Origin of the sequence: Pseudomonas sp. LD120, from assembly GCF_009861525.1 — a bacterium.
GTDB lineage: Bacteria > Pseudomonadota > Gammaproteobacteria > Pseudomonadales > Pseudomonadaceae > Aquipseudomonas.
In genome coordinates this window covers 140489-152650 of record NZ_WVHL01000002.1, presented here as the reverse complement: position 1 = coordinate 152650, position 12162 = coordinate 140489, and the positions used below count along the sequence as shown (strand labels likewise).

At 62.4% G+C, this 12162-nt stretch carries 5 protein-coding genes; 2 read left to right on the top strand and 3 right to left on the bottom strand.

Translation table 11 applies throughout. The annotated features are described in order from the left end of the window. Positions 1 to 41 precede the first annotated feature (41 nt). From PLD_RS03745 to PLD_RS03735, 3 genes are read right to left on the bottom strand one after another with little or no spacing between them, the layout of a single operon-like run. Positions 42 to 7403, bottom strand: coding sequence for a type I polyketide synthase (locus PLD_RS03745; protein ID WP_159889953.1), 7362 nt, complete (start codon positions 7401 to 7403; stop codon positions 42 to 44). A gap of 32 nt (positions 7404 to 7435) precedes the next feature. Next, the gene (locus PLD_RS03740) at positions 7436 to 8785 is read right to left on the bottom strand and encodes an NAD(P)/FAD-dependent oxidoreductase (RefSeq protein ID WP_159889951.1); all 1350 of its coding nucleotides are present in this window, start codon (positions 8783 to 8785) and stop codon (positions 7436 to 7438) included. Positions 8786 to 8798: 13 nt separating this feature from the next. After that, positions 8799 to 9065: a phosphopantetheine-binding protein gene (locus tag PLD_RS03735; RefSeq protein ID WP_159889949.1), complete on the bottom strand. Its 267-nt coding sequence runs from the start codon at positions 9063 to 9065 to the stop codon at positions 8799 to 8801. A gap of 484 nt (positions 9066 to 9549) precedes the next feature. On the opposite strand from PLD_RS03735, the gene PLD_RS03730 reads away from it, so the two are divergent. Together PLD_RS03730 and PLD_RS03725 are read left to right on the top strand one after the other, a co-directional pair. Further along, the gene (locus tag PLD_RS03730; protein WP_159889947.1) at positions 9550 to 10581 is read left to right on the top strand and encodes a LysR family transcriptional regulator; all 1032 of its coding nucleotides are present in this window, start codon (positions 9550 to 9552) and stop codon (positions 10579 to 10581) included. Beyond that, the gene (locus PLD_RS03725) at positions 10578 to 12086 is read left to right on the top strand and encodes an NAD(P)/FAD-dependent oxidoreductase (protein WP_159889945.1); all 1509 of its coding nucleotides are present in this window, start codon (positions 10578 to 10580) and stop codon (positions 12084 to 12086) included. Before PLD_RS03730 ends, PLD_RS03725 begins: the two co-directional genes overlap by 4 nt. Positions 12087 to 12162 lie beyond the last annotated feature (76 nt).

Here is a 12162-nt window from a genome sequence, read left to right as displayed (position 1 = left end):
TCGATCAGTGGTTCTCTGGCAGGGGTGATTCAGCCCCGGGGCTAGTAGTGGGCGATATCGCGCAACTCGTCCTCGAGCGCGCCAATCAATTGGGCCTGTGACAGCTCACGCAGGTCCTCTTGCCGCGTGACCGGTTCGGACGCGGCAAGCGGGTCATGGGTGTCAGGCTCCAGCACCTGCCCCATGAGGTAGTCGGTCACCTGCTCGATGGAGGTGTACTCGAAGCCGAAGGTCGACGGCAGGTCGATGCTCAGCGCCCGGCCAAGCCGTGAACGCAAGTCCAGCGACATGACCGAGGACATGCCCATGTCGAAGAAACCCTTCCTGAGATCCAGATCCAGGCCATCGGTGAAGCCGAACACTTGCGCCACCGTCTCGCAGACCAGTGCCTGCATGGCCCGCCGTTGCTGCACCGGCGACAGGCCGGACAGTTCGTCCAGGCGCTGATCCTGGCGACTGTCTGCGACGCCGACGCGGTCGAGCAACGGCCAGGGCAAGACACTCAGGTACAACCCCTTGAGCTGATGCCAATCGACATTGAGCAGACCGCACTGGCCCGCACCGCCCAGCGTGCGGACGATGGCTTGCACCACTTGTGAGCGCTGCAAAGGCTGCAGACCGCTGCTTTGCAGTGCCGTGCGGGTCGTGGCGTCATGCAACAGCTCCTGCTCGCTCTGGGTGAGATACAGCAGTTGGCAGTTCAAGCCCTGGCGCTGGCGCTGGGCATGCACCCACGCGGCATACCCGTCGGCAATCGCCGAACCGGCAAAGCCGGCCCCACCCAGCAGCGAGGACACACTGCCCAGGATCAGGAAGAACGCCTCGGGGTCATCGAGCAACTGATGAACCTGCTGCAGGACCTCTAGCGGCTGGGCCATCTCCTGCATTCGCGCAACGAACCCGGGCTCCTTGAGAGCAAGCGTCCGCCAGTCCAGCGCTACGTGGATAAACCCGGCAATGCGGCCTTGTGCTCGCAGTCCGGCGAACGTATCGCTCAAGGTTTCCCGGTCAACCTTCGCGAGGTGGACGATCGACAGCGACAACGGCTCGGGCAGGTGCAGTTGCCCCGGTGCCTGGCAAAGCAGCAGCACGCGTTGCACCCCACGCAGCTCCAGCGCGGTCAGCACAGGCGCCAGGTCCGCCCCGGGGACGGCGTGCACCACGACCATGCCGTTCAACTCAGGCGGCTCCAGGAGCTGCAGGTGCTGCATGTTGTCCTCGATCAGGTATTGCACCTCGACCCGGGCGCCGCTGATAGCGAAATGATCATGCCGGGGTTGCCCGTGCAACAGCCTGCACAGGCTGGCATAGCTTCTTCTGTCGCGGCCCCGCAGCGTCACCAGCCCGCCCCACCAGGCCGGATGCTCCAGGGCAAAGATCTGCGCGGCGCCTTGCCAGGCCGCCTGGGCGGCGGCCGGCAATGTGGCGTCATCCGCCTGCAGGGCGAACCACACCGGCTTGCCCGGCGCGCCGAGGCTGGCAACCGCGGCAGCGAATGCCTGTACCAGTTCCGAGGACGCCGCCAGGGGGTCGGCGATGCCGTCTGCATCGCGCCCTGCTTGCGCCTCGACACCGGCCACGATCAGCCCCAGACAAGATGGCTCGGCAACGGCACGGCGCAAGGCGGCTGTCAGCCTCCGGGCCAAGGGCTGTGGCCCGACGTGCAACTCGATGATCTGCACCGGGCACTGCTGCGCCTCGAACGCCGCGCTCAACCTGCGGACCTCATCGGCCCGCCAGGCCAGCACCAGCCAGTAACCTTGACACGGCTTGGCGTCCTCGTCCGGCAAGGGGTAGTCCTGCCACTGCCGGTGAATCATCGGCAGTCCGGCCGATGCCCGCTCGGGCTCTGGCAGGTACCACGAGCCCGCGCGGGCAAACTGCGGAGCGTCGAACAGCGCGACCTGGCAGCCCTGTGCATCCAGGACCTGCAGGCGGTGCGGCTGCTCGTGGTCACTGCCGCCCAGCAGGATCCACACCTGCGCCGGCAGCTCGGTCAGCACCTGGACTCGAGCGAAGCCCAGTAACGCCGCAGCGTGGGCGCCTTCGAACAGATCGACGACACGGGCCAGCAGCTCCGCCTGGCGCTCGGCCGCGGTCAGGGACGGCGCAAAGCGATACAGGGCCCTCTGCCGGCCCGTGAGCGCACACTCGGACCAGGGGCACAGGCCAACGCACGGGGTTGGCGGCAAGGCGTCATCGAACATCGGTAAGACGCCCAGCGTGTCCTCCTCCGGCTGCGCTTCACAGTCAACCAGCGTGCCGCTCATGCAGACCTGGCGGTTCTCGTCGCCGACAGCCTGCAAGGCCAACTCGAAGCGGGCGCCGGGAACCTGGGTGAAGCTGATGGTCAAGTGCGTAGCAAGCGGCTGCTCGCCACTCAGGCGCAACTGGGCAATCCGCAGATCGCGGATCTGCTGCAGGCCCCGGGGGGTTTGCTGCGCGGCCTGCAGAACCGCGTCGAGCAGCAGGTGGGGTTTAACCCGGTGCCCCTGATCAGCCAACGGCTCGTAATGCCCGGCCTCGGGCGCGAGTGCCCCGGTCCAGTACCAGAGGTGCCCGGCGGGCCGCGCCAGCCACTGCAGGCAAGCATGGCCCGGCGTTGTCCGGCCCGGCTGCGCCGCCTGCGGCGTCAAGCTGGCATCGATCCAGTAATCGTTGAGCTGCCACGGATAGGTGGGCAACCCGATGGCCGGATAGCCGTCCGGCAAACGCTCGGGCCCCGGCTGCCTGTCACCGCGGATAAACGCCTCGGCCATGGCTGACCAGGGGTCGCCGACCTCGGGCAGCCGGCGCTGCTCAAGCGGGCTTGCGGCCAGCCAGGCTTGCAACGCCTGGCTCAGTTCTGGGCAATCCTGTCCATGGACCACCAGGCGTTCCTTGAACGCTGTGCGCCGCACCAGCGCGTTGTAACAGATGGTTTGCGGGCCATGTTCGGTGGTCTCCAGGAAGGCCACATAGCACCTGGCCAGTTCCGCCAATGCCGCCGGCGTGGCCGCCGACAAGCACAAGGCCACGGGGCCTCGGGCGTCCGCCAGGGGAGCCGGCGAGGGTGCGCTGCTGCCCTGAAGCAGCACATGCACGTTGGTCCCGGTGAAACCAAAGGCACTGATCCCGGCAATCCGCGACTCAGGCCGACCCGGCCAGTCCATGGCCTGGCGCGCCAGTTGCAGGTTCATGGCGGCCCACTCGACACGGGTATTGGCGGTGTGCAAGTGGGCTTGCGGGGGAATCCGCCCCTGCCCAACGACCAGGCAGGCCTTGATCAGCGCAGCGATGCCCGCAGCCGCCTCCAGGTGCCCGATATTGGCCTTGACCGAGGCAACCGTAAGCGCCGGGCTATCGGGGCAATCCTGACGGTAAGCGTTATGCAAGGCATTGAGTTCAATGGGGTCCCCCAGCACGGTGCCGGTGCCATGGGCTTCGACATAGCTGACTTGCGCCGCCTGCACCCCCGCGTTGGCCAATGCCTCCCTGATCAGCGCCTCTTGCGCCGGGCCATTGGGCACGGTCAGCCCGGCACAGGCGCCATCGTGGTTGACCGCCGAGCCGAGGATCGTCGCCACAATCGGATCACGGTCCTGCTCGGCCTGGGCCTGACGCTTGAGAATCACCACGCCACAGCCCTCGCCCCGGCCATAACCGTTGGCACTGTCATCGAACGCCTTGCTGATACCGTCCGCAGCCAATGCCCCGGCCTGCCCCATGGACTGGAAGATCGACGCCGAGGCGATGACATTCACCCCGCCGACAATCGCGATGTCGCACTCCGCCGCCCGCAAGCTGTTGCAGGCCAGATGAATGGCTGTGAGCGATGAAGAGCATGCGGTGTCCACTGTCAGGCTGGGCCCGCGCACGCCCAGAAAGTGCGAAAGACGTCCGCAGATCGCCGAAAACGAGCTGCCGGTGCCGTAATGGGCATCCACGCCTTCGGCGCAGCCCAGAACCCGTGCGTCATAGTCATGGGCGTTGGCGCCAACAAATACGCCGACCCGTTGCTCCAGCAGGCTCTCCAGGCGTATGCCCGCCCGCTCCAGGGCCTCCCAGGCCACCATCAGCAACAGTCGTTGCTGGGGGTCCATGCTCCGCGCCTCCTTGGGGGAAATACGGAAGAACGCTTCGTCGAAGCCTTCGGGACGCTGAATCAGGCTGGCGAAGCGCGGGAAGCTGTCGTGCGGCCTGGCACCGGCCAGGCGCGACTCAGGCACCGGCACCACGGTCGCCGTCTGTTCGAACAGCAGCGCCCAGAGGGCCTCCGGGCTGTCGGCTTGGGGAAAGCGACAGGCCATGGCAACCACCGCGACGTTACCGTCAGCGGCGGTTGCGACGTCGACGGTTGATGGCGCGTCGACCGGTTCGCTGTACAGCAGCCCCTCCAGGTACTGGCCAAGGCGATTGATGGTGGGATAGTCAAACCCCACGGTCGCCGACAGCTTGAGGGCAAACTGGCGTTCCAGCATACGTTTGAACTCGACCAGGGATATCGAGCTCAGCCCCAATTCGAAGAAGCCGCGATCCGGATCCGGGTCGACACAGGCTGCGCCGACGATCTGCCGCAGCAGATCGCCGATCTTCGCCCGCACATCCACCACCGGCGGCACCGCCACCGGCACAGCGGCGGTTACTGGCAACGCCACCTGCTGCGGCTCCGGAGCCCCCAGCACAACATCGCTGACCTGGGCGCAGAGAGTGCCCTGGGCGTCATACAGCTGCACCCGCGCCCGCAGCTGCGACCAGGGTTCGGCCCGTGGCGCCCGTTGTGCCGGCGTGAACCAGAACCGCTCGTGCTGCCAGGGATAGGCCGGCAACTCCAGCGCCGCCTCCCTGGGTTGATAGGCTTGCCAGTCCGGCACCACGCCCCATTCGTACAGGCGGGCAACGACATTGGCCAACTCCAGGGCGGCATCGCCCTGCTTGTTCAAGGCGCCGCACACCAGCCCCTTGAGCCCCTTGTCGGCCAAGGCCTGATTGATCGACGCCGCCAGTACCGTATGCGGGCCGATCTCGACGAACAGTCGGTGCCCTTGTTCTATCAGGTGTTCGATGGCCCGATCGAAGCGCACCCTGCCGCGGGCATTCATCGCCCAATAGTGGGCATCGGCCACGATCGGTTCGTCTGGCATGGCACAGGTGGAAACCCAAGGCGTGTGCGCCGCAGCCAGCGGCAACTCTTGCAGGCCAGCGTGGATCTGCGCCAGGCAAGGGTCCATCTGGTAGGAGTGGAAGGCATATTCGGCTGGCATCAGGTAGGTAAAGATGCCCTCGTCGCGCAGTTGCTGGTCCAGCGCCTGCACGGCCTGCGGGCTGCCGGAGACCACACAGCTGGTTCGGCTGTTGACCACCGACAGCTCCAGTTGCTGGTTGCTTGCCAGGCGCGCCTCAAGCGTTGCTGCGGGTAAGCCGACCACCAGCATCCGCCCCTGCCCCAACGTGTCCTGCATGGCCTGGGCCCGTTGATGGATCACCCGCACCGCCGACTCCAGGTCCAGTGCCCCGGCACAATAGGCCGCGGCCACCTCCCCCATGGAGTGGCCGACCACTGCCGCCGGTATCACGCCCCACTGGCGCAGGCATTCGCTGATCGCCACCTGGATGGCAAAGATGCAGGGCTGGGCAAATTCGGTCAGGTGCAAACGCGAGGCACTGGCGTCGCTGCGCAGCTCGGCCTCCACGGACCAACTGGCCCACGGGGCCAGCGCCTGGTCACAACGGCGGATCATTGCCAGGAAGCCCGGCTCGCGGTCGAGCAGCTCGCGGCCCATGCCCACCCACTGGGCGCCCTGCCCGGTAAACACCAGCACCGGAGCGCGCCGCTCCTCGGCATCGGTGATGCACGCCGCGCTCGGGGCCGGCAACTGCTCCAGGTGCGTCTGCAACTGCGCAGCGTCAGCGCCCACCACTGCCGAGCGATAGGGAAAGTGCTCGCGGCGGTGCATGGCGCTGGCGACAAAGGCCTGCAATTGCCCAGCGTCCTGCTGCGGCAGAGCTGCCGCGTAGGCTCTGGCCTGGTCCACCACTGCCTGCGCGGACTGGGCCGACACCGGCAGGATCCACGGCCGGCCGGCGGTCAAGGGCGCCGCCTGCGGTGGCGTCTGCCAATAGGCACTGGCATCTTCAAGAATCATATGGACATTGGTGCCGCTGAGCCCGAAGCCGCTGATGCCGGCCAGCCGCGGCCGTTGCGGCAAGGGTTCGAGCGCTGTGGGCACCCACAGCCTGGAGCGCTTCCAGTCCACCAGTTCGTTGAGCCGCGTGAGGTGCAGTTGCCCAGGCACCTCGGCGTGCTTGAGGACCATCATGGTCTTGATCACGCTGGCCATTCCGGCAGCCGCATCCAGATGGCCCATGTTGGCCTTGACCGACCCCACCAGCAGCGGCCGCGAGCGCCCCTGGAACGCGCGGTCCAGCGAGGACAGCTCGATCGGATCGCCCAATGGCGTTCCGGTGCCATGGGCCTCGATATAGTCGATGTCTTCCACGCTCAGCCCGGCCACACTCAGGGCCTCGCGGATTACCGCGGTCTGGGCATTGGCGTTGGGCACGGTCTGGCCGGCGCTGGCGCCGTCCTGGTTGATGGCCGACCCTCGGATCACGGCCTGGATTGGGTCGCCATCGCGCAAGGCATCGGCCAGGCGCTTGAGCACGGTGACCGCGCACCCTTCGCCCCGGACAATGCCATCGGCCGCCGCATCGAATACCCGGCAGCGCCCGCTGGGCGAGATCGCCCGGATCTGGCTCATGTAGATGGTCAGGTCCGGCGCCAGCATCAGGTTGACCCCACCGGCCAGGGCCATGTCAGCCTCGCCGGCCTGCAAGGCGCGGCAGGCCAGGTGCATAGCGACCAGGGACGACGAACACGCGGTGGTCACGGTCATTGCCGGCCCGTGGACGCCCAGGTGATAGGCGATGCGCCCGGCGGCAAAGCTGAACTCCTTGCCGGCGGCGTAGTAAGGGTTGATCTGTTCGATGCCCGCCTCACGGGCATGCAGCGCCAGGTAGTCCATGCCCAACATGCCGACATAGACCGCCGTCCTGCTGCCCTTGAGCTGTTCGCGGGTCAGGCCGGCACGGGCCACGCTTTCACAGGCGACTTCTAGCAGCAGGCGCTGCTGCGGATCCATTTCCTTGGCTTCGGAGGCCGAGATGCCGAAGTAATGCGCATCGAACCGGTCGACGTGTTCCAGGAACGCACCGACCTTGCAGTAGGTCGTACCGGTTTCAGCGGCGCTTTCATTGTAGATCGCCTCTGTGTTCCAGCGCTCTGCGGGAACCGGTCCGACAAAATCGGTCCCAGCACGAAGGAGCTCCCAGAATGCCTCGGGGGTCGATGCACCTTTGGCAAAGCGGCATCCACTCCCGATGATTGCAATGGGTTCAAAATCCATGGGCGCACGGGCATCCATTCAGTCATCTCCTTCGACTGGGTGTCTATTGGTTAGAACGCGGGTTTGGCGGTAGGCACTTGCATGTCACCCAAGTACTTGTGCCAAAGGTGTTCCGGATCACTTTCAACCGCGGCGATGATCTCGCGCATCTTGTCCAGCACCTCCAGGCGCTTGCCGCTGTAGACGTCCCCCTGAAGCAACTGCAGGATGTCCAGGCGATAGCGTGGGTCTTGAACGAACGCGGTGAACAGGATGTTCAGGCGGTAGTACAGCGTGATGAACTCGTACCAGTTCTTGATGCCATTGCGGATCATGCCTTCGTAATGGGTGAAGCTGGACTTGCGGAAGTCGTTGCTCTTCACCGCCTCGATGATGTCGCCACTGGCAATGCGCGCACTGTTCAGCGCAACGCTGACGCCGCTGGAGAAGATCGGGTCGACGAACCGAGCGGCATCGCCGATCAGTACAAAGCTGTCGCCACACACTTCTTTCATGCCATAGCTGTAGTCCGCTTCCTTCTTGAACGGGCGGACCTGCTCCGAGGCTTTCAGCGCGTCATGCAGGTTTTCCCGGGTCTTGACCGCTTCCCAGAAGAACTCCTCATAAGAGAGATCGGAGTTGGTGTAGTTCTGCTTCTGGGTCACCACGCCGACACTGGTGATGGTGTCGGTGATCGGGATCTGCCAGACCCAGGTGTTGGTCATCGGCAGGAAGTGAATGAAGATGTAGTCGACCTTTTCCGGGCTCTGCGTAGCGGACTTGCGGTCGAAATTGTCAAACCAGGCGTGGATCGCGAACTGGTTGAAAACCGGGTCTTTTTCCCGCAGTCCCAAGCGACGGCCCAACAACACGTTTCGGCCGCTGGCATCGACCACCATCTTCGCCTTGATCTCGACGCTACGCTTGCCCAGCTTGGCATTGACGATGACGTTGCCCGGGCTGAGAAACTCGACGTCGGCGACCTCGACGCCCTGGAAGACCTTGGCCCCCAGGGAACCGGCGTGTTCCAGAAGAATGCGGTCGAACTTGCCGCGGTCGACGTGGAAGGTGAAGTCTCGATCCACCCCTTCCTGCTTGCGCTCGTTGAAGAGGATTTCCGCCGAGCGGAAATCGTGGTCCAGCCCCTGGAAACCCATCTTGTCTTCAGGGCCAGAATCGGCCGAGGTCCAGGCCGCGCCGAACTTCTTCGGGAAGTTGGCTTTTTCGATCTTTTCCATCACCCCGATGTCCAGCAACACCGGAGTAGTGGCCGGTACCAGCGATTCGCCAACATGCTCGCGCTCGAACAACTCCTTCTCGAACACCGCGCACTTGACACCCGCTTTTGCCAAGTAGGAAGCCATGGTCGAACCCGCTGGCCCGCCGCCGATAATCACCACATCATAATCATGATCGCTCATTGCCCACTCCCTGTTAGGCGCACTCGGCCTTTAGTTGCTCGACAGTCCTGGATATTGCGTTCAGGTCTTTGAAATACTTGCCGGTAATATGCGTGCTTGGAATCGAGACACCCATTTCGTCCCTGATATAAACCATCAGCTTGACGATATTCATCGAGTTGAGAATGCCCCACTCAAGCAATGGAGTCTGATCATCCAGCTCCTCTTCCTTTGCACTTGGCCCGATCAAATCTTCCATGATGTAGCGACGAATCTTCTCTTTTACTTCCGCTCCGTCCATAGACGTATGCTCCTGATGTGGACAATCGTGGGTTGGAAAAAGCCCACTTACCATCCGCAATAAGAACGCACTTGTGAACAGTCCATTCTGCAAAGCGCTTTTGCCGATCCGCAAAGGCCGCGCGCCGTCCTCTAGATGCGAAGAATTCAACTTGGGAATGTTTAACGACCTTGAGCGAAGCGTGTCTGACAGCCCCAGCGAAGCCGACAAGCATAGCTTTGCCACCTTGCGCAATTAGCCACTAGAACCATTTTTGTATCTAGATAGTGCCGCTTTCCCCCGCCGTTAGGCGCTGTTGCGGTCTACGTCGGATAGCACCCCAGCCCCTGAAACATTATGAATTAATTCTTCCAGAGACCACTAAACATGGACTCGACGCGGCTTGACAAACAAAAAGCCTAGTCGTACTAAGGAGACTGTCATCATTTATTTGCAATCTGCCTTTACAAAAATAAGACACTTGAAATTCTAAAAGGATTTAGGAATGAAGGCGCTAGGCGTTGTCAATGACATAGACCTTTATATCTCCGTTACTAAAACGGGCAGCTTCTCTGAAACCGCAAGACTATTTGGAATCCCCCCCTCCTCAGTGATGCGCAGAATCAATAGCCTGGAAAAAGAGCTGGAAACCTGTTTATTCAACCGATCGACAAAATGTTTGGTACTCACCGAAATGGGCTTGCTCTTTCTCGAACACGCAAAGAGCATTTCCAGATGCATAGGGGACGCCAGATCAGAGATAAAAGAACACACCGCCTCAACCCTTGGAGTGCTCAAGGTTTCAGCACCCGCGGCCTTTGGACGGCGCCATGTAGCACCGTTATTGAGTCGAATATTGAATCATCACCCGGGGTTGAAGATCGACTTTTCACTTAATGACAAAGCTCTCGATCCAAGTGTCGACAATGTCGATGTATGTATCAAACTTGGCATATTGCCGGACAGCAACCTGATTCCAACAAAACTTGCGGATATGCGGCGCGTCCTTTGTGCGAGCCCGGACTACCTCAGGCAACGCGGCTGCCCACAGACACTGGAAGACCTGTACCAACACGCCTGCCTGCTCCACACCACTTGCAACAATTTCTCCCTGACCTGGCAATTCAAGGTCGAGGGCCAGCTCAAGAAGTTCATCCCCAACAGCCGACTGTCGGTCAACAGCTCCGAACTGCTGGTAGATGGCGCCCTTCAGGGCATCGGCATCATCCACGCCCCTACCTGGCTGGTGCATGAACAGATCGCCAGCGGCCAACTGGTGTCGGTGCTCGATGAGTATTGCCAAGCCGACCCGCGACAAGGCGCCATTTACGCACTCCGAGCGCGCAGCAACGTCGTACCGGCAAAGACCCGTCTGTTTATCAATGAGTTGAAGCGCTCGATCGGCTGTACGCCCTACTGGGATTTGCCGTTTGAAAAAGAAGTATCGCAAAACATCGCGACCCTGCATTTCGACAGCGCATTACGTGCATCACTTTCCAGGGTCACCACCTTGCAAGACAAGAGCCAGGCATCATGAACCAGTACGACGTCATTATTATCGGAAGTGGTATCGCCGGCGCCCTGACGGGCGCCGTCCTCGCGAAGTCCGGGTTGAGTGTGCTGATACTCGACTCGGCGCAGCATCCACGGTTCTCCGTCGGCGAAGCCGCGACACCAGAAAGCGGCTTGCTATTGCGCCTGCTCTCGCAACGCTTCGACATACCTGAAATTGCCTACCTTTCTCATCCGGACAAGATCATCGAGCATGTCGGCTCAAGCGCCTGCGGAATTAAGCTGGGCTTCAGCTTTGCCTGGCACCAGGAGAACGCCCCCTCTTCCCCGGAACATCTCGTGGCCCCTCCGTTGAAGGCCCCCGAAGCCCATCTCTTCAGGCAGGACATCGACTATTTTGCCCTGCAGATTGCCCTGCAATATGGCGCCCAATCGCGGCAGAACATCAAGATCGAGTCCATCAGCCTCAACGACAACGGGGTCGAGGTCACGCTGTCCAACGCCGAGCCCGTGAAGGCCGCGTTCATTATTGACGCCGCCGCCCAGGGCTCGCCGCTGGCCCGCCAACTGGGCTTGCGAACCACCGAAGGGCTGGCGACCGACACCTGCTCATTCTTCACCCACATGCTCAATGTCAAGAGTTACGAAGAGGCCCTGGTGCCTCTGTCCCGCAGCCATTCCCCCATCGAACTGTTCAAGAGCACCTTGCACCACATCTTCGAAGAAGGCTGGCTGTGGGTCATTCCCTTCAATAACCATGCGCAAAGCACCAACCGCTTGTGCAGCATCGGCTTTCAGTTCAACAACGCCAAGTACCGCCCCACCGAGGCACCGGAGATCGAGTTTCGCAAGCTGCTGAAGAAATACCCGGCCGTCGGCGAACACTTCAAGGATGCGGTCAATGCCCGGGAGTGGATCTACGCGCCGCGGATCAACTATCGCAGCGTGCAAAATGTCGGCGATCGCTTCTGCCTGCTGCCGCAAGCCACAGGCTTTATCGACCCGCTGTTTTCCAGGGGGCTGATCACCACCTTCGAGTCCATCCTGAGGTTGGCCCCCAAGGTGCTTGAAGCCGCCCGCAGCAACCGCTGGCAACGCGAACACTTCATCGAAGTCGAGCGCCATTGCCTGAACGCGGTAGCGACCAATGACCAGTTGGTGTCCTGCTCTTATGAAGCCTTCAGCGACTTTCACCTGTGGAACGTCTGGCATCGGGTGTGGCTCAGCGGCTCCAACCTGGGCAGTGCCTTTCTGCAAAAGCTGCTGCACGACCTGGAACACAGTGGCGACATCCAGCAGTTCGATGCGGCGCTGCAGGCCGTCCGCTTCCCTGGCTGCCTGTCCTTGAACTCGCCGGCTTACGAAAGCCTGTTCAAACAGGCATGCCAGGTGGTGCAACAGGCCAAGCAGCAGACCCGGCCGGTCGCTGCCACGGCCAACGCGTTGCATGAGCTGATCAAGGAACACGAAGCCGATCTGCTGCCCCTTGGTTATTCGCAAATCGACAATCGCTTCATCGTCAAGGTCTAAGCACTTGAGCGATTTCCCGGGCCAGGTGCCGGTACTCGTGACCGGCACCTGGTCCAGGGGTTCGGCCCGTCCCCGA

Bases quoted from the DNA above. Each gene is read 5' to 3' on its own strand.
- PLD_RS03740 (WP_159889951.1), bottom strand. From the start codon at position 8,785: ATGAGCGATCATGATTATGATGTGGTGATTATCGGCGGCGGGCCAGCG.
- PLD_RS03745 (WP_159889953.1), bottom strand. From the start codon at position 7,403: ATGGATGCCCGTGCGCCCATGGATTTTGAACCCATTGCAATCATCGGG.
- PLD_RS03730 (WP_159889947.1), top strand. From the start codon at position 9,550: ATGAAGGCGCTAGGCGTTGTCAATGACATAGACCTTTATATCTCCGTT.
- PLD_RS03725 (WP_159889945.1), top strand. From the start codon at position 10,578: ATGAACCAGTACGACGTCATTATTATCGGAAGTGGTATCGCCGGCGCC.
- PLD_RS03735 (WP_159889949.1), bottom strand. From the start codon at position 9,065: ATGGACGGAGCGGAAGTAAAAGAGAAGATTCGTCGCTACATCATGGAA.